This window comes from Bradyrhizobium sp. NP1 (assembly GCF_030378205.1).
In the GTDB taxonomy this organism is placed as follows: Bacteria; Pseudomonadota; Alphaproteobacteria; order Rhizobiales; family Xanthobacteraceae; genus Bradyrhizobium.
Genome location: NZ_CP127385.1, coordinates 5,992,994 through 6,009,948 on the forward strand (window position 1 = coordinate 5,992,994; position 16,955 = coordinate 6,009,948).

The 16,955-nt window shown below is 60.0% G+C and carries 17 protein-coding genes; 6 read left to right on the forward strand and 11 right to left on the reverse strand.

Features of this window, described 5'->3' with window-relative positions:
• Positions 1 to 3 precede the first annotated feature (3 nt).
• Positions 4 to 774, reverse strand: coding sequence for a glucose 1-dehydrogenase (locus tag QOU61_RS29045; RefSeq protein ID WP_289654644.1), 771 nt, complete (start codon positions 772 to 774; stop codon positions 4 to 6).
• A gap of 131 nt (positions 775 to 905) precedes the next feature.
• On the opposite strand from QOU61_RS29045, the gene QOU61_RS29050 reads away from it, so the two are divergent.
• Positions 906 to 1,385 carry a MarR family winged helix-turn-helix transcriptional regulator gene (locus QOU61_RS29050; protein ID WP_289654645.1) on the forward strand — a complete coding sequence of 160 codons (480 nt, stop codon included), beginning with the start codon at positions 906 to 908 and terminating at the stop codon, positions 1,383 to 1,385.
• A 9-nt stretch (positions 1,386 to 1,394) separates the two neighbouring features.
• On the opposite strand, the gene QOU61_RS29055 is transcribed toward QOU61_RS29050, so the two are convergent.
• Positions 1,395 to 3,062, reverse strand: a complete 1,668-nt coding sequence (locus QOU61_RS29055) for an AMP-binding protein (protein WP_289654646.1) — start codon at positions 3,060 to 3,062, stop codon at positions 1,395 to 1,397.
• Positions 3,063 to 3,078: 16 nt separating this feature from the next.
• Positions 3,079 to 5,175, reverse strand: coding sequence for an oxidoreductase (locus QOU61_RS29060; RefSeq protein ID WP_289654647.1), 2,097 nt, complete (start codon positions 5,173 to 5,175; stop codon positions 3,079 to 3,081).
• Between QOU61_RS29060 and QOU61_RS29065 the strand changes: the two genes are divergently transcribed.
• Together QOU61_RS29065 and QOU61_RS29070 are read left to right on the forward strand one after the other, a co-directional pair.
• A complete protein-coding gene (locus tag QOU61_RS29065) occupies positions 5,162 to 6,037 on the forward strand; it encodes an enoyl-CoA hydratase-related protein (RefSeq protein ID WP_289654648.1) in 876 nt (291 codons plus the stop codon). The two genes, QOU61_RS29060 and QOU61_RS29065, sit on opposite strands and share 14 nt — an antisense overlap.
• Positions 6,038 to 6,618: 581 nt before the next feature.
• The gene (locus QOU61_RS29070; protein ID WP_289654649.1) at positions 6,619 to 7,002 is read left to right on the forward strand and encodes a hypothetical protein; all 384 of its coding nucleotides are present in this window, start codon (positions 6,619 to 6,621) and stop codon (positions 7,000 to 7,002) included.
• Between the two features lie 218 nt (positions 7,003 to 7,220).
• Here QOU61_RS29070 and QOU61_RS29075 read toward each other — a convergent pair whose 3' ends face one another.
• From QOU61_RS29075 to QOU61_RS29085, 3 genes are all read right to left on the reverse strand, one after another.
• Positions 7,221 to 7,466 (reverse strand): DUF2061 domain-containing protein, encoded by a 246-nt coding sequence (locus tag QOU61_RS29075; protein ID WP_289654650.1) that lies wholly within the window; start codon positions 7,464 to 7,466, stop codon positions 7,221 to 7,223.
• A gap of 198 nt (positions 7,467 to 7,664) precedes the next feature.
• Positions 7,665 to 8,036, reverse strand: coding sequence for a signal transduction histidine kinase (locus QOU61_RS29080; RefSeq protein WP_289654651.1), 372 nt, complete (start codon positions 8,034 to 8,036; stop codon positions 7,665 to 7,667).
• A 28-nt stretch (positions 8,037 to 8,064) separates the two neighbouring features.
• Entirely contained in the window at positions 8,065 to 8,556 is a 492-nt protein-coding gene (locus QOU61_RS29085; protein ID WP_289654652.1) for a hypothetical protein, read from the reverse strand.
• 162 nt (positions 8,557 to 8,718) lie between these two features.
• Here QOU61_RS29085 and QOU61_RS29090 point away from each other — a divergent pair, with 162 nt between their 5' ends.
• The 3 genes from QOU61_RS29090 to QOU61_RS29100 all read left to right on the forward strand — a co-directional run bounded on the left by QOU61_RS29090 (position 8,719) and on the right by QOU61_RS29100 (position 10,197).
• Entirely contained in the window at positions 8,719 to 8,883 is a 165-nt protein-coding gene (locus QOU61_RS29090; RefSeq protein WP_289654653.1) for a hypothetical protein, read from the forward strand.
• A 561-nt stretch (positions 8,884 to 9,444) separates the two neighbouring features.
• Positions 9,445 to 9,612 (forward strand): hypothetical protein, encoded by a 168-nt coding sequence (locus tag QOU61_RS29095; RefSeq protein WP_289654654.1) that lies wholly within the window; start codon positions 9,445 to 9,447, stop codon positions 9,610 to 9,612.
• A gap of 327 nt (positions 9,613 to 9,939) precedes the next feature.
• The gene (locus QOU61_RS29100; RefSeq protein WP_289654655.1) at positions 9,940 to 10,197 is read left to right on the forward strand and encodes a hypothetical protein; all 258 of its coding nucleotides are present in this window, start codon (positions 9,940 to 9,942) and stop codon (positions 10,195 to 10,197) included.
• A gap of 96 nt (positions 10,198 to 10,293) precedes the next feature.
• Here the strand turns inward: QOU61_RS29100 and QOU61_RS29105 are convergent, their stop codons facing one another.
• The 5 genes from QOU61_RS29105 to QOU61_RS29125 form a co-directional block, all read right to left on the reverse strand.
• Positions 10,294 to 11,724: a DUF1254 domain-containing protein gene (locus tag QOU61_RS29105; protein ID WP_289654656.1), complete on the reverse strand. Its 1,431-nt coding sequence runs from the start codon at positions 11,722 to 11,724 to the stop codon at positions 10,294 to 10,296.
• A 172-nt stretch (positions 11,725 to 11,896) separates the two neighbouring features.
• Positions 11,897 to 13,006 carry an HlyD family secretion protein gene (locus tag QOU61_RS29110; RefSeq protein ID WP_289654657.1) on the reverse strand — a complete coding sequence of 370 codons (1,110 nt, stop codon included), beginning with the start codon at positions 13,004 to 13,006 and terminating at the stop codon, positions 11,897 to 11,899.
• An 831-nt stretch (positions 13,007 to 13,837) separates the two neighbouring features.
• The gene (locus QOU61_RS29115) at positions 13,838 to 15,277 is read right to left on the reverse strand and encodes a DUF1254 domain-containing protein (RefSeq protein WP_289654658.1); all 1,440 of its coding nucleotides are present in this window, start codon (positions 15,275 to 15,277) and stop codon (positions 13,838 to 13,840) included.
• A 143-nt stretch (positions 15,278 to 15,420) separates the two neighbouring features.
• On the reverse strand, positions 15,421 to 16,089 hold the full coding sequence (locus QOU61_RS29120; protein WP_502876984.1) for a hypothetical protein: 669 nt from the start codon (positions 16,087 to 16,089) through the stop codon (positions 15,421 to 15,423).
• Between the two features lie 86 nt (positions 16,090 to 16,175).
• The gene (locus tag QOU61_RS29125; RefSeq protein ID WP_289654659.1) at positions 16,176 to 16,943 is read right to left on the reverse strand and encodes an outer membrane protein; all 768 of its coding nucleotides are present in this window, start codon (positions 16,941 to 16,943) and stop codon (positions 16,176 to 16,178) included.
• Between the last annotated feature and the right edge of the window lie 12 nt (positions 16,944 to 16,955).

The following is a 16,955-nucleotide window of genomic DNA, read 5'->3' on the forward strand; positions in this document are numbered from 1 at the left end:
GATTCAGCCATGCATGGTCAGGCCGCCGGACACGCTCAAGGTTTGCCCGGTGATGAAGGCTGCTTCCTCGCTGGCCAAAAATGCCACGATGCCGGCGACATCCTGCGGCACGCCGAGCCGCTTCATCGGGATCGCACGCCGAAGCCCTTCTGAGATCTTGCGCGCGCCGTCACCGAGGCCGAGCTGCATCGCAAGAAGCGGCGTATCGGTTGGTCCCGGGCAGACTGTGTTCACGGTGATGCCGGCCTGGGCAAATTCGCGCGCCAACGATTTGCCAAGTGCGACGAGCCCTCCCTTGCAAGCCGAGTAGACCGCTTCTCCCGACGAACCGACCCGGCCAGCGTCCGATCCGATATTGATGATCCGCCCACCGACAGCCCGCGGGACCATGCGCGACAACACGTGGTGGGTGAGTGCGATCGGCCCTCTGAGGTTGATCGCTATGATTCGTTCCCACAGCTCGGGCGTTGTTGTGAGAAAGCCCTCGATCTTGTCCCAGCCCGCATTGTTGACCAGGATATCGATCGGGCCCAGGTCCGCCTCGATCTTGTCGAGCGCGGCCGCAACATTCGCCAACGCGGTGACATCAAGCTCCACAGCGCGCGCCCTGATGCCGGCCTGCCCCAGTTCCGCCGTTAACCTTTCGGCCGCGGAAAGATCGACATCCGCAATGGCAACAGCCGTCCCTGCCTGCGTCAGCCGCCTGCAAATGGCGGCGCCGATTCCACCCGCACCACCTGTTACAACGGCGACCTTACCCGACAAACCCATCATGCCACGTCCCTCGCATAAATGACAATATATTTACATATCTGGTTGTCAAGACCGCGCAGCTGTGCTCGGTAACTTCCAGATTCAGCTAACGCCTCTCATCTATCCAGAGAGCATTCTAGGCCAACCCGATTATGAGCCGTCCTCAATCCTCGCCGCCGCCGGCGGAAGACGCCGACTTCGAGATCAGCAACAGGTTGCTGTTTCGGGTCTTCCAAACCGCGAATCTGATGCACACCCAGGGCACCCGCTTCGCGGCCGATATCGGGATCACGACGCAGCAATGGTCCGTGCTCGGCGCGTTGTCGCGGCCACACGTCAAGGCCGGGATGACGGTCGGCGAGTTGTCGGAATATCTCCTGGTGTCGCGGCAGAATCTGACCGGCATCCTGAACAGGCTGGAAGCGCAAGGCTTGACCTCTCGCGTTGCAGACGCAACCGACGGCCGGGCGCGACGTGTCGTCCTGACGAGCGCGGGGCGAGCTGTCTGGCCCAAGCTCACCCAGCGCATCGCGGCCTTCTACACCGAGGCGCTGGCGGGCTTTTCGTTCGATGACCGGGTATCGTTTCTGCATTACGTCGACAAGCTCAAGAGAAACCTGACCAGGCTTTGAACCGCCACGTCAGCCCTTGCGGATCTCATGCGTGAGGCTGCTCGCCATTTCGCGCAGTACGAATTTCTGAACCTTGCCGGTCGCGGTCATCGGCATCTCCTCGATGATCTCAAGCCGCTCGGGCATGAATGATTTGGAGACGCCCTGCGCGCCGAGAAAGGCCTGGACGTCCGGCAGAGTCAGCGAGGTGCCGGCACGCAGGCGCACATAGGCGCAAGGCCGCTCTCCCAACCGCTGATCGGGCATCGCCACGATAGCCACCTGCGCGACGGCTGGGTGCTTATAGAGAACCGCCTCAATTTCGACGACCGGAAGGTTTTCGCCGCCCCGGATGATAACGTCCTTGGAGCGCCCGGTGATCCGAATGTATCCATCCTGATCCCTGCGCGCGAGATCGCCGGTTTCGAACCAGTCGTCGGTAGCAAATGCGTTGAGCTGCGGCCGCTTGAGATAGCCGACGAATACGCTCGCGCCGCGGGTTTGCAGATGACCTTCCGTACCATTTGGGAGCTCGGAGCCCTTTCCATCGACGACGCGGACAGCCATGTGAGGCACGGCGACGCCGTCGGTGCCAAACGCCTTCTCCTCCGCGTCGTCGAGGCGCACGGTCGTCGCGGCGCAGACCTCGGTCATGCCCCATACCGAGACGATGGTCGCGCCAAGATTTGCCCTCGCTCTCCGCACCAGTGCCGAGGGGATCGGCGCGCCGCCCGAAATAAAAAGACGGAAGGCGCCGAGCCGCATATCGCCGGTCCCGTGAAAGTCCGTAAGATCTGCAAGGAACGGCGTCGCGCCCATGCAGATCGTCGCCTTCTCCTCAGCGAGCAGCTTCGCGGCAAGGTCCGGCTTCCAGACGTCCAGCAACACCGTCGTGGCGCCAACCATCATCGGCAGCAACAGGCCCCAGAGGAAGCCGAGCTGATGCGCCAAGGGAGACGGACAAAACATCACGTCCTCCCTGCTCGCGGCAAACCGCTCGCCCGTCGCCACCACGTTGGCGAGAATCGTATTGGCCGTGTGCATGACGCCCTTGGGTTCTCCGGTCGTTCCCGAGGTGTAAAGCAGCTGCATCAGGTCATTCGGATGCGGGCGCAAGGGCTCGACGAACCGCGCAAAATCCGCCGCGTCGAATTCGGACGGCGGTCCCGTCAAGGCACTGCCGTCCGTTCCTTCGAGCACGATGACATGTTCGAGTGCAGGCAGCTCGGCCTTGAGCTTCTCAGCCAGAACGGCATGATCGAACTGCCGAAAGCTTCGCGGCACGACGAAAATCTTGGATTCGGCCAACCCCAACATGAAACGTAACTCACGTTCGCGGAGCACCGGCATCAGCGGGTTTTGCAAGGCGCCGAGCCGAACACAGGCAAGCGATAACGCGATGAACTCCCATCGATTGTTGAGCTGGAAGGAAACGACATCGCCACGTCGCACGCCGAGCCGGAAGAGGCGCAAGGCGATACGATCGACCGCATCGCCAAGTTCACCGAAGCTGACGCGCTTCGTGGCACCGGTTTCCGCAAGCAGCGACACGATCGCGGGTTTGCCCGGTATGCGGCGGCGATGTTCGTCGAAGTAATCCAGGATAATCCTGTCCGCCCAGCCGGCACCGGCCTGAGATGCGATCCGTTCCGTCGAGAGCCGGACAGACCGGTCGCGATAGCTTGGCTCGTGCACCATTCTTCCCCCTGTCGGCTCAGATCGTCAAAGCAAGCCGCGTTGCCTGATCGATCGCCCGCATGGCGTCGAGTTCGGTCGCAACATCGGAACCGCCCACAACATTGATGGGCACGTTCAGACCATCGAGCTCGCCGAGTAGCGACCGCTCCGATTGTTGACCGGTACACAGCACGACGGTGTCTGCCGCAATGGTCTGCGGCTGGTCGTTGCGTTCGACATGAACGCCGACCTTGTCGATGGACCGATAGGTGACGCCGTCGAGCATCGTGACGCCGGCGCGCAGCAGACGGTCACGTTTGATCCATCCCATGGTGATGGAGAGTCCTTGCCCAAGCTTCCCCGGCGTGCGCTGCATCAAGGTGACTTCGTGGTCCGGCTGTGACGACCGCGCCGATCCAAGCAATCCGCCGCGCCCGCGACTTTCGATGTCGATGCCGTACTCGCGCAGGAACGCGTCAAGGCGCGGCGCCTGCCCCGGGCTCCCAACCAAGTATTCCGCGACATCGAAGCCAATGCCGCCGGCGCCCAGGATAGCGACCCGGCGGCCGGACTTGATAGCTCCGGCAAGCACCTGCTGGTAAGTCACGACATGCGAGAGCCCGACGCCGGGTATGTCAGGCACCCGCGGCGAGACGCCGGTTGCCAGAATGATGCGGTCGAATTGCCGCAGGTCGTCGGCCCTTGCTTCGGTATTGAGCCGTACCTCGACGCCTGCCTCCGCGAGCGCGACCGCGAAATAGCGCAAAAGCTCGTCGAACTCGCTTTTATCCGGAATTCGCCGCGCCAGACGTAGCTGGCCGCCGATCAGCGCCTCCCGCTCGAACAACGTCACGCGATGACCACGCGATGCCGCGTTTGTCGCGAAAGAGAGGCCCGCCGGCCCCGCGCCGACAACCGCAATCCGTTTGATCCGTTTTGCGGAAACGACAGGAAGATCCAGCTCGCGCAGCGCACGCGGATTGACGAGGCACGAGGGCACATCGAGAACGAAGATCCGATCGAGGCACGCCTGGTTGCAGGCGATGCATGTGTTGATCGCGTCATGGCGCCCCTCGGCAACCTTGCCTGCGAAATTCGCATCGGCCAGAAACGGCCGGGCCATGGACACGAAGTCCGCGCTTCCCTCTTCGAGAATTCGTTCGGCGACGAACGGGTCGTTGATCCGGTTGGTGGCGATCACCGGAATTGAAACGGCGGACTTCAATCGCCGCGTCGCTTCGGACCAGCCGCCGCGCGGAACGGTGTAGGCAACCGTTGGAATACGTGCCTCATGCCAGCCGATGCCTGTATCGAGCGCATCGACGCCATTGAGCTCCATCGATTGCGCGAGGGCCGCGATTTCGTCGCCCGTCATTCCGCCTTCGACCAGTTCGAGAGCAGATATGCGGAAGATCAGTGGGAAATCCAGCCCGGCATGACGACGGACCGCGCGAACGATCTCGACGGCAAATCGGGTGCGGTTGTCGAAACTCCCCCCGAACTCGTCCAATCGATGATTGGTCCGCGGTGCGAGAAACTGATTGATCAGATAGCCTTCCGATCCCATCACCTCGACGCCGTCATAGCCGGCATCGCGGGCTAGCGCTGCCGCGCAACCGAAGTCCTCGATGGTCCGCCACACTTCCTCCGCCCGCAATTCGCGCGGCGCGTAGCGATTGATCGGCGCACGAAGCGGGCTCGGCGCCACGCATCCGGCAGATTTCGCATACCGTCCGGCGTGCAGGAGCTGCATGATGAGGGTCGCGCCGTGCGACTTGACACTCGATATCAGAGCGCGGTGGTACGCCAGATCCGCCCCTGGAGCGATCATCGGGCCATCATCCTCGAGTCGGCCTTCGCGGTTTGGCGCGAAGCCACCCGTAATGATCATCGCAACACCACCAGCGGCCCGCTCGACGTAAAAGGCGATCTCACGCTCCAGCGGACGATCGCATGTCTCCAGCCGCGTATGCATGGAGCCCATGATCATCCGGTTACGCAGACGCAGCGTCCCGATCGCACCGGGCGCAAGAAGATGCGTAAACGTTGGCGCATTGTGCTCGCCGCTTGCCACGCAACCCGATCGCTCCTGAACCCGCGACACCCCGCCTCCCACATTCTTGGTTGACGGCATCATTGACTTCTCGAATATTAATGTCAATATATTTACATATCTGAAAGTGAAAGTGCCCGGCATGCAAACCGATCAAGAGCATCAGCCCATCATTGTCAGTGGAGAGGCAGTCCGAACGATACGGTTGAACCGCCCATCGCGGTTAAACGCGTTTACGAGCGAACTCGCCGCGCGGCTGACGGATGCGGTGCGGAATGCGGATAGCGATCAGGCGTGCCGCGCCATCATCCTCACCGGCACCGGCCGGGCGTTTTGCGCGGGTATTGACCTAGAAGATTTACGGGCACAGCGGATCGACGACCTTGGGAGACTCATCGAGGGCACCTACAACCCGATGATGGAGGTGATCGGCGCCTGCACCAAACCGATCGTCGCGGCCGTGAACGGTGTGGCTGCCGGTGGTGGTTGCGCACTCGCTCTGGCCTGCGATATCGTTGTGGCGGCCGAAAATGCACAATTTGTGGCCGCTTTCGGCCAGCTCGCGCTGTTGCCGGATTGCGGTGGTACCGCATCATTCCCTCGAACAATGGGTCTTTCCCGCGCGATGGCCTTTACGCTCCTTGATGAACGGCTTTCGGCAACCCTGGCCGCGCAGCGTGGGGTGATCTGGAAGGCTGTGCCCAACAATGAATTTGCTGCCGAGATCGAACGAATAGCGGCCCAATTAGCGGCCGGCGCGGCGATGGCCATGGCTGCAACCAAGGGCGCCTTGCGCGAAGGACTGAAGCGCGACTGGGCGGACCAGCTCAAGCATGAGAGTATCGCTCAGGGCGCGCTCGGTCGCACCAAGGACCACGCGGAAGGACTTGCGGCCTTCCTCGAAAAACGAAGACCTCGTTTTGTTCAAACCAATAGCACTTGAACAATATATTGTTATTTACTGATCGGTCGGCGCCGTACGGTAATGCAATCGCAGCCAAGCCGAAGAGAGGAGCAGAACGTTTAGCTCGCTTATCGACTACTTCAAGGACCAGAGCGAGTACACATGCCTTGGCGACAAGAGCAAGCGCCCCTACGATCAGTATCTCGCGCTGATCGAGGCCAAGTTTGGCGCGATGCCGGTTGGCGCGATCGAGGACCGGCGCGCACGAGCGGACTTCAAGGCATTTTGCAATACGTTCGCTTCCACACCGCGCAAAGCAGATTACGTCTGGACAACGACCGCGCGCGTTCTGTCGGTTGCGAAGGATCGCGGCAAGATCGCTGTGAACGTCTGCGAACGCGGTGGTCGGCTTTATTGATCCGATCGGTCGGAGATAGTCTGGACCGCTGAGGACATCCTTGCCTTCTGCGGTGTCGCGTCCGTCCGCAGCTAACCGGCGCATCATGCCATCCCGAAAGTGTCCGCAAGCGCTCAAGTGAGCAATTTTGTACAGACGCCGATCGGTCGACGTGTCTAGCTTTGTGAACGAATTACCAAACCTCCAAGTCAAGGTGAAAATCATGGACATCTCCAGGGACGCAAAAGCGACCATGCGGCCCGCACTGTGGGGCGCTGCAGGCGGCGCAATCGCTCTGGCGATCGCGGGCTTCGGCTGGGGCGGCTGGGTGACGGGCGGAGCCGCCGAGACCCTCGCCAACAACCGTGCTGCGACGGCCGTCGTGGCAGCTCTCACACCCATCTGCGTTGAGAAGTTCCGACAAGCCGCTGATGCCTCGGCGAACCTCGCCGAAATGAAGAAGGCGACTTATTCATGGGATCAGAGCAAGTTCGTCGAAAAAGGCGGTTGGGCCACGATGCCGGGAAGCACTGAGCCAAACTCGGCCGTTGCAAAGGCCTGTGCCGAATCGCTCGGTAGCGGGAAAGCTGTAGAGCTCCGCGGATAATCAGGCAACCCTGGCCGCAGGGTGAAATCTGCGCAAAGACGCGCAGCCTCTCGACAGGTCTGCACCTCGCCCAGTCGAGGAGGACTCTCGCAACGCTGACCAGACAGTCGTCGCTAGATGGTCTAGCATCAAGACTCGTATCAACTTGAACAAAGGACTCCGGGGCGCCCGTCGATCGACGGGCCAAACGCATCGCATTGGCCGCCTAAATAGCGGAATCAGGTCGAACTGGATCCGCCACTAGTTTGTCCTTGCTGATCCCAGCGAATGACAGACCAGGCTCTTTCGTGAAGATAGTAGAGGATCATTTTCGTGATCGCTTCAGCGCCGGCGATCGAGCCCGCAACCTTGACGCTACCGGTGAAGATGAAACTCAGCACGAAGGTGTCGACACTACCGGTGACCCTCCAACTGACAGCCTTGAGAATGGAACGAAAGTGGGAATCTCGCACCCGAATGAACATCGGTCCCTCCCGCTTCCCTCCTGCGCTCGATCATGTCAGCTACCTCCGCAAAGGCAGAGGAGACTCATCGAATTCGCTACAGCTACTCCTCCCCGGAGGCGACGGATTCGAAGCTTATTCGTACTGTCCTCCTCGCGGGGCTCGGCGACCACGACCGAGCCATCCTCGGCGGCGTTTTCTCGCAGCGTGGTGCAGATCTCAAGTCAGTCTATGAAATTCCGGCGGCAAAGCCTCTCGCACGAGTTCATTGAGATCTAACGCCTCGCCACTTTCTGTAATGTCCGAGAACAGCACCTCGACAAAAGGATGCTGGCGGTTGAACGTAGCGCCTCGCTGGTATTTCGCGCTCACAATCCGCTCAATCGCTGCAAGGTTCAGCTTGCCAAGCGCATTGTATTGATCGCGGAACAGACTTTGTCGTCCTCCGCGATACTGGACAGACTCGGCCCAGACGTCCATCACTTTGCGGCCTATGAACGCCTCGATCCGTTCCGAGCCATCCTGGGCAAACAGCCGTAGCCCGTCCATGCTATGCGGTCCATTATCGACGCCAAACTGTGTAAGTGACATCGAGAGCTCTCCTATTGTTGGCGTTTATTCACGTCGGCAGCCCGTCGCGGACTGCTCCTCCCTCGTCGTCCCACCGCGACAAAGCGGCAGCATCGCTGTGCGTGCTGTCGACTGGAGTGAGTTCGCTGTATGCGCCATCATCCTTGTGCTTGTGCAGAAACCGGGCGATCTGCCCCCGCAGCGCCGCTGTCTCCAGCAACTTACCCACGGACCCAGCGGTGTCGAAGACCTCCCGTTGCAGTGTCGTCGGCAAGGTGTTCCATTGCATGATGAGCGCCGCCCCAAGACACCGCAGAACGTATTCTTCCTCGACGGCCAGGGCCGCGCCGCGGGATTGGTCATGGTTCGAAGCGTACACGGCACTCTTGTGATCGTCCGCGAGGGCCTGTTCGTTATCCGCCAACGAAGCGAAGCGTCGTTCCAGTTTTTGAAATTCAAGGCTTTCCTCGGGGCGGGTCGAAGTCTTGACCAACTCGCCGAACGCGGTTGCCTTTGCACGATACTGCAGAGATTTGAACATGCAGAGCCCTTTCGTTGGAAGTCTCCGCGCATCCCGACCAATCTCGAGGGTTGATCTGGATGATTATAGATATGGGGATCACAGGATCGAATAGCGAGCCCGCCAGCGCGAATTAGCCCTTGCAGATCGTGATATTCTTCTCGCCTCGCTGGTGGCGGGGTGATGACCTATTACTACGCATTTCGCGGCGGCCCTCAGATCAAAGCGTTGCCGGGAACGCCTGATTTTGTCCGGCAATATCAGGAAGCACACGCCAATCTTCGGAAGCCTCGCGCCGGCACCTTCATGTCAGTCATAGCGCAGTACAAGGCGGCGACGAAAAAATAGCGCGTAAAACGAGGCCGTCTTGCCTCACCGCCTCTGCTGCTAAGTGCTTGAAAAGCTTGGTGGGCGCACCAGGGCTCGAACCTGGGACCCGCTGATTAAGAGACATGCTGTTCGCCTTGATTTCTCGAGGTAATTTTTCCAATTAAGTCAAAAAGCGATCATTGGATATCAACGGCTTACATCGAAAAATCCAACTACTAAGGCGCCTCGCTGTTGGCCGATCGACGATCTACCGAAGTCCATGCCGAGGGCATCGAGCATCACTTGTCGGAAGCGACGCGCCGGGCTTTCTCGCGGGATCGAGCATCAAGAAGGTGAGTTGACGACAGGAAATCTCGTCTGGTCTGCCTTCCATCGAGCGCTCCCCTTCTCCTGCAAGCGCAGCCAAATTGCAGACTGTTTTCGAAGCATCGTCGCGCCGATACGCGAGGCCGATCGGCGCACGTTCTTGGCCGCATCAATGGCGATTCCAATTGAGGGCCAGATTGAACTGAGTCTATCTAGCGAGCCTCAAGCCGCGCCCCTGGATCGGGCTGGCGAGGATCACGCCTTAGAATGGGAATGTGGCGGTTCGAACACGACTCCCATGCTGGCGACGCAGTGCTGATCGCGCCGGTCTCCAGCCAAATTCCCTGCAAACAGGGAATTTTCAGGGAATTGGCAGAATTTGGCGTATTCAAGACAGCGAATGCGGCCAAAAAGACTGCAATTCCAGCGATCGTGCTTTGATTCCCTGCCTTGGCTAACAGGGAATTATTTTTGGCTAACGGGGAATTTGCAGCAGCATAACAAGCAAATCCGATGGAACATCATAAGATGTCTCACACAGTTGTCTCGTGGTCGCAAACACGATCTTGTTCTCACTTTCGATTTGCAGACGAGGAGAGCGACGACAATTGAGCGTGGACGCCTCGAGGCGAGGCCCTTTGGCGTAAGCGCCACGAGGCGTGGGAGCTGCAGCGACTTCAAACAAGGGCAGTGTTGCGAGGCGGAACGCATCCCGCCAGGGCGCCGCCGATTTAAGCCGATCCGCGCCAGCGTCTCATAGACTGCAATGTGGCCCTGCCCCATGGCCTGCTAAATAGCCGTGACGGTTGCTTCGTGGATACGGCCGGGATCGTTGTCGAACACGAGCTTGTCTCCTCCGCCGGGCTTGATGGTCTTGAAGCCCTCGGAGAGAACATGCTCGCGATGGAAGTATCGTTAATGAGGATCTATGACATCACGGTGCGCCCGCAAGGTGCGTCCGCCGAGGGCAAGCTCACCTATCTACGGCTTCATCTCGACCCCCGAGCCTGGCTCGCATGTCCTTGAACACGACAGCATCGCTTCTATGATCCGCTCATCGGGGTAAGCCTTGCAGGTCGAACCCATGCCGGCCCGTAAGACCGGGATGGGCTGATTGGTTCCTCAAGTCATTTTCTTCGCAGCAGGAACCGTCCATGTGCCGTTGATGATGGATGGGTCCGTTTCCTGCGGCCAGTACATGCGCAGCATGAGGATGAAGTCTCCCTCAGGTGCGGGAAGCCAGTTTGACTCCTTGTCCTTACCCGGGGAGTCCTTCTGGATGTAGAGATCGGTCGAGCCGTCCGGATTTTGCTTGAGGTCTTGCCGCGCGCTGATCGAGTAGCGGTTGAGCGGATTTTCCACGAAGAAGTAGCCGCTGTTGTACATCGTGAGCGACCAAAATCCCTCGGCGGGAGGCAGGTGCCCCTTCGGGAATCGCATGACGTACTTGTTTGCGCCATTGTACTTGTGGCCATCCGCGTCCTTTTGCGAGGTCGGATAGACCGCATCCTGCGGACGATTGGCGCCAAGCCCGATCGCGGTGATAAGGGCCCGCATCAGATAGTCGGTGCCATAGATGCCGGTTCTCGTCGTGTAGGCAAAGCCATTCTCGTCCTTGATGGACTTGTTGATCTTGAACTGAAGCATGATCCTGTCGAACGAAACCTCCGGCACGCGCTTCACGAAGTCCGCCTTGAGCTTGCTCTCGTCAAAATCCTGCCCGGGAACGATGCCGATGCGGGCAAACTTGGCAAGTTGAGGCGCATCCGCTGCGTAGGGCGGATTGGCTTTCATGAGCTCGCACAGCAGCTTGAAATACGACACCGCGTCCAATCGATTGACCTGTTCGCGGACGGCCGCCTTCATGTCGATCGAGGGATCGACTTTTCCCGCAGGCGGCGTGTACGGCTTGCCGTAGGCGCTGAGCGGAACGAGCTTGAACTCGTCCTGCAGCTTGTGGACCGCCGCATAGTCCTCGGGCGTGCCGGTGCAATAGATGCGGCCGAGCAGCCACACAATGTTGGTCGGCGACTTGTACTCCTTCACGCCGTCCGGCAGCGTGCCCTTCCAGCCAGGTCCGGTGATCGCGTAGGCCTGCGCCCCGGTGCCGGTGGTGCGCTTGCCCGGGACCTGAAACACCGTGGTCCAGCCGTCCAGCATCGGCATCAGGAAATAACGCCCCTTCATGTCCGGGATGCTAAAGACCCACGGTTCTTTCCCGACATCGAAAAAGGAAGTCGTGTAGAGCGTGTCCGCGTTCGGTGCCGTGACGTCTTTGAATGAGGCATCCGGATACTGGCGCATCTTGATGATCTGTCCCATCGGCGCCTTCGTTCCCACGGGTTCAGCGACGTTGGTGAGAACCCGGCGGGTCATCTCCATCGTCACCAACGGATAGCCAAATATGTAGGCGTCGCTCGCGAGCCAAAAGTCCTCCAAACCCTCGCCAATGCCGAGAAAGGATCCCTGCTGAGCCAACGCTGAACGACTCATGACCGCTCCCGTGAGCAGACCTATTCCGCCAAACGCGGCGAACCGACGGGTAATTTCCACTTTTACACTCCTCTTCTGATGAACAAAGATTGATGATGCCCACTAGCGATTCACTGACAGCGCCGAGATAAGAGGCGCACTGTCAGTGCAAGCGCGCCTGGTCGTCCTCATGTTGACTTCCTTTCTTTGCGATCCGGACACGCCGGTGTCGGCGTGTCCGCGCGAGAGACTGTCAAAGATACGCCGTATACGAGCTGATCCAGACCAGGATCGACATGAGCAAGCCGATGACGCCGGCATTGTCCGCGAACGCGGTGGCGGTGCCGGGCATCCCAAGCCTGAGCTGGCCGCGATCGATGGTCTTTGGAATGGAAATGGCCGCCGGATAGACCTTGGCGCCGCCGATCGAGCCGACCCGTGCCAGCGTGCCCGAGACCGTGATCTGGCCCTGCCCCACGCCCTGCGGGATGGCCGTGACGGTCGCTTCGTGGATGCGGCCGGGGTCGTCGTCGAACACGAGCTTGACCCGCGCGCCGGGCTTGATGGTCTTGAAGCCGTTCGGCGAGAACATGCCCGCGATCACAATATCATCCGTAAGGATGTACGACATCACGGCACGCGCCTGCATGGCACGATCGCCGACGGCGAGCGCCATCACCGTAACTGTGCCATCGCCGATCGCGCGGATTGTCGTCTGCTCGAGCTCCCATTTGGCGTTGTCGAGCTGGGCCTGGACTTGCGCGACGGTCGTGTTGACGCCGCCGATCTCCGACTCCATGGCCAATCGCGCACTCAGTTGCGCCGCCTTGGCCGCCTGGAGCTGGAATTCCACCGTCTCGTACTGCACCTGAACGTCTTGCAAGCGAAACTCGGTCTGCGCGTCCTCGCCGACCAGCTTGCGGTAATCGGCAAGCCGCTGGATGTGATAGGCGAGCTGCTTGCTCAGCCCCTCGACATTCGCCCGAGCCTGCTCGTAGTTGGCCGTCAGTTGCTTGGCCTGCTGGCGCGCTTGGGCGAGCGATGCCTCGAGCTGGTTGACTTTGTACTGGAACGGCGCCGGATCAATACGAAACAGCACCGCGCCCGCTTTCACCGGCTCGTTCGGCTTGACCGGAATTTCAACCACCTCGCCGGAGACATTGGGCGTGATCTCCGCGACGCGGGAAACCACGACAAAGCTTCCCGACGGAGTCAGGTAATTGAAGAGCGCCAGGAACGTCGCGAGGATCAGTGCGCCGATCACGGCAGTAACCGTGCCGGATGCCCATCCCCAGCCCACCAACTTGAACTTTCGGAAAATTATCCAGACCACAATCAGATAGAGGAAAAGAATGATCAGCATCGCATTGCAACCAGACCGCCCGTGATCGTCTTTTGCTCATTGAAGTATGAATGGATCGAGCGGGCTATGCAGTTTCGGCAATATGGATGACGCGCCATCAATGCTCCGCTTGAGCAGATCCCGGACACTCCCGACCGGTCCGTGGCCGCCGATATGTTCGGGAGAGCAAAGCACTGGACAATTCGGAGGAAAGCACCACCCAACTGCAGATCGATGCGCCGATCTGTCGTAGGTCATTTCGCAAACGACGGCGTCCGCGTTTCTTCCTGCTACCGCTGCAGCTTTCGAACCGGCTTTTGCAGCGACCGGAATGAGTCAACAGAATTGTCGTCCGGCCTCGCCGCAGATCCATCGGCCTTCTGCTGCGACCATCCTATGCATATGAACCAGGCGCATCAGCCGCAGTTTGCCCGGCGCAAAGACGCCGGGTCAAATTCTGCGCAGTTCTGCTAGGCCGTGAACCCATAAATCTGCCGGTCGGTCGACTTGCCAGAGTCCGCTATGCCCCGATAGCGACCAAATTCCGCAGCACAGCGAAATGACGCGATGGGTCAATTGCGAACATTGCCCAATAACTCCACTCAGGCAAATTTCTTTCTCGAGCAGATATTCATAGCAATCACTCTCTTGCCGAAGATCCTTGTACCCTCCGGGCTCAATGGCAAATCATTTGGCATACCCGCATAAATCCAAAATGCGCCGGCCGCGATGCCGCCGAGCCACGCAATGACCGGGATTGCACACTCACAAGCCCAGTAGCACGGCAGTATCGGCCGAATGCGTTCATCCGTGGCACTGTCGCCACGCATCCGGCCGATACAAATCCGATCTCTACGACACGCGCTTGAAGGCGGGAGGCTTCCATGTTCCCTCGCCAGCCGGCAAGATCGATGGCGGCGTGGTTTTCGGCCAGTACAGCCGCATCACCACATAGATCGGACCATCCGGCGCCGGCAGCCAGTTTGCCTCCTTGTCCGCTCCCGGAGGCTTGTTCTGGATGTAGATCGTCAGCGAGCCGTCGGAGCCGAGCTTCATGTTCGGCAGCATCGGCGAGTTGATCAAGTAACGGTTGATGGGGTTCTTCACCAGGAACTGCGTCTTGCCGTCATACATCGTGACAGACCAGAAGGCATTGACCGGCGGCAACTGTCCCGCCGGGAAGGTCAGCGTGTAGTTCGACTTCGAGCAGTCGAGTTCTTTGCCATCGGCGTCCGCTTTGAGCAGAGGATACATGGCCTCCACCGCGTCGTTGCCATAGATGCCGGCCTTCGCGGCTGCCGCGCGCAAGAGCCAGTCGCCATGAAAGAATGCGGCATCGCCGAACGACGCGCCGACGCGCCAGCCGTTGATGTCCTTGCCGAGGGTCGTAGCGGCTTCGGTGACCTTGCGCTCGCCCTCCTTCATGCCAAGCAGGATCTCGGCCTTGTCTTCCAGCGACAGGCTGCGGAAATCAAAGCTCTTCCCCGGTCCCACACCGATCCGCGCCAATTGCTCGCGGATCCAGCGATCCTCCGGCAGCGCTGGTGCGAACTGAAGCGCGAAATCCAGATATTCGAAGAACTCGGTGCGGACGAGATCCTTCGCGAATTTGGGGAAAGAAAGCGCCGGCGCCGGCGCGGGCGCAGGCTGGTTCAGGAAGCTGGAGAGCGATTGCGCCTTGTAGCCGGCCTGAATCTTCTTGACGGCCTCAATATCGGCCGGGTCGAACAGCTGCGTCCGGAAGAGTGCCAGGCAGAAATCGGTGGTCGAACGGAACACCTTCTTGATGCCGGGGGGCGTCACGCCGGTCCATCGCGGGCCGACGACCATATAGCTTCCGGCATCGCTGCCGGTGGCGCGCGTGCCGACATAGCCGAAATTATACGTGTTAAGGTCGTTCAGCTGCAGCGCGTAGTAGCGCTTGGGATCAATCGCCGGCACCGAAAAGACAATGGGCTCGGCCCGAAGGTCCAGCCATGCGAACGAATACGGCGTGTCGCTATTGGGCGTGATGACGACGGTATCTTCGTAGGTGAAGACGCGCGCTTCGTTGAACAGCGTATTGAACGGCGCCTTGTACTGGCCCGACGACTTGTCGACAGCGTACTCATTCATGACGCCATAGGCCATCACCATCGGCAGGCCATAGATGAAGCCGGCCTCCGCAATGTCCTTGGCCTTGAAGAATCCGGGCCGATCGGACGACTGGGCCAAGGCCTGGCCTGATGTCGCGCCGGCAGCGGTGATCGTCGCCAGTGCGGCAGATCGCAGGAAATCACGCTTCGTCAGCATGGACGGGCTCTGGGTCGATCGCTTTTGCATCAAATACTCCGTTTCCGTGGTGGACGGGCAGAAGCGAGCAGACACGCAACGCGCCTGCTCGTCCGCTTGCCGGCCCGGCGTAAAAACGCCGGGCTAAATTCCGCGCAATTCCGCTAGTAGCATGGAGGATAGGGATAGTATCCGCAAACCGGCGGGCGATAGTAATACGGATACGGATGGTACGCGTAGGCTGCCGCAGCTCCCGCAGCCACAGCACCTGCCGCCGCAGCTGCTCCAGCATAATACGCACCTCGATAGGCTGTACGTCGCGCAACGCCCGCGAACGAAAGCGGCGTAAAGGGAAGGCCGATGATGTCGATAAACACAGAGGCAGGACCGTCGGCGCCCTTGATGTCGCCTTCGAGAACATCGACGTCGAAGGCAAGGTTATCGCCGTCGATCTTGGGATTTTTCAAGGTGACGACGACATCGCGCACGGCGCTGCCATCCTTCTGGAAGACCGACACTGTGGCGTTAGGCGGGTTCTTGGCAAAATTGTCGCTGCCGGCTCCCCAATCTTCCACGATATGACTGGTCAGATCATGACCGGCCGAGCGAACCGGCCGATCCGCAAATATGATCGCATTTGGTGCGACGCCGGTGAGGACCAGCTTGCCAGGCTGCATGTTCGCGCCCCTGGAGTTGAAAACAATCAGCGATGGAACGACCTGGGGCTTGGTGGCCCCGATGGTCTTTAGCGGCGCCGGGTCTTGCGCCAGGGCCATGTTTGTGACCGTCAGAGCACCGAGAAAAACAACCGCACGCATCGCATTTGACAGCATAATCAGCTCCAAAATCAGCAACCATTTGGGTCCAGGCAAGACAGGAAAGAATGGAGGCCGGCTGAATGGCCGGCCTCCTCTCTCCATCAGTATTTGGCGACCACGGGACCGCCGAACTTGTAGTTGACGCGGAGCGTGAGCAGATTCGCGTCAGTCCTGGTATTGGCAGTGATCGAAGTGATCGCAGGCGCAAGCGACGGTGTCAGCCAGGTGTTGCTGTCGTTCACCCGCCAAAGATAGTCGTACTCGATGCCGACCGTCCAATTCGGGGTAAACCCGTACTCGAAGCCGACACCGACGACGCCACCCCAGCGGGTCCGATCAGCATAAGCGATGCCCGTGCCCAATGCTGTGTTGTAGATGCCGAAATTCTGGCTACCAACCGCAGCGCCGCCCTTGACGTAGAACAGAGCCTCGTTCATCGCGTAGCCAAGTTGACCCGTGAAGAGGCCCAAGCCGTTGAGGGTCGACTTGAAGGTGTTGGCGGGGTTCTGCAGACTGACGCGCGAGTTGCGAATGTTGGTCCAGTCGCCCTGCGCTTCCAGACCGAACACCCATTGTCCGGCCTGCCAGCGGTAGCCAATCTGGCCGCCAATGGCGCCGCCGCCGGCGCTCTTGCAGCCTTCCGCGAAGATGCCGCCAATTCCGTTGATGGCGGTGAGATCGACGCACTGGTTGCTCCAGCCATATCCGCCGTTAGCACCGAGATAGAAGCCGGACCAGTTGTACATCATCGGCGCCACGATCGGAGCCGCCTTGTAGGTCGGTGCCTGCGGAAGGTCAGCGGCGCGCGCGACACCCGTGAGCGAAATGGACATCACCGCGGCCGCGGTGAGTAAGCTAATTTTCTTCATTGCCTGCGAGCC

What these genes read in the sequence shown, in the direction of transcription:
- QOU61_RS29060 (WP_289654647.1), bottom strand. Translation starts at nt 5,175, where the DNA reads ATGCCGTCAACCAAGAATGTGGGAGGCGGGGTGTCGCGGGTTCAGGAG.
- QOU61_RS29075 (WP_289654650.1), bottom strand. Translation starts at nt 7,466, where the DNA reads ATGTTCATTCGGGTGCGAGATTCCCACTTTCGTTCCATTCTCAAGGCT.
- QOU61_RS29095 (WP_289654654.1), top strand. Translation starts at nt 9,445, where the DNA reads ATGTGGCGGTTCGAACACGACTCCCATGCTGGCGACGCAGTGCTGATC.
- QOU61_RS29085 (WP_289654652.1), bottom strand. Translation starts at nt 8,556, where the DNA reads ATGTTCAAATCTCTGCAGTATCGTGCAAAGGCAACCGCGTTCGGCGAG.
- QOU61_RS29080 (WP_289654651.1), bottom strand. Translation starts at nt 8,036, where the DNA reads ATGTCACTTACACAGTTTGGCGTCGATAATGGACCGCATAGCATGGAC.
- QOU61_RS29090 (WP_289654653.1), top strand. Translation starts at nt 8,719, where the DNA reads ATGACCTATTACTACGCATTTCGCGGCGGCCCTCAGATCAAAGCGTTG.
- QOU61_RS29055 (WP_289654646.1), bottom strand. Translation starts at nt 3,062, where the DNA reads ATGGTGCACGAGCCAAGCTATCGCGACCGGTCTGTCCGGCTCTCGACG.
- QOU61_RS29110 (WP_289654657.1), bottom strand. Translation starts at nt 13,006, where the DNA reads ATGCTGATCATTCTTTTCCTCTATCTGATTGTGGTCTGGATAATTTTC.
- QOU61_RS29070 (WP_289654649.1), top strand. Translation starts at nt 6,619, where the DNA reads ATGGACATCTCCAGGGACGCAAAAGCGACCATGCGGCCCGCACTGTGG.
- QOU61_RS29050 (WP_289654645.1), top strand. Translation starts at nt 906, where the DNA reads ATGAGCCGTCCTCAATCCTCGCCGCCGCCGGCGGAAGACGCCGACTTC.
- QOU61_RS29115 (WP_289654658.1), bottom strand. Translation starts at nt 15,277, where the DNA reads ATGCTGACGAAGCGTGATTTCCTGCGATCTGCCGCACTGGCGACGATC.
- QOU61_RS29125 (WP_289654659.1), bottom strand. Translation starts at nt 16,943, where the DNA reads ATGAAGAAAATTAGCTTACTCACCGCGGCCGCGGTGATGTCCATTTCG.
- QOU61_RS29045 (WP_289654644.1), bottom strand. Translation starts at nt 774, where the DNA reads ATGATGGGTTTGTCGGGTAAGGTCGCCGTTGTAACAGGTGGTGCGGGT.
- QOU61_RS29120 (WP_502876984.1), bottom strand. Translation starts at nt 16,089, where the DNA reads ATGCTGTCAAATGCGATGCGTGCGGTTGTTTTTCTCGGTGCTCTGACG.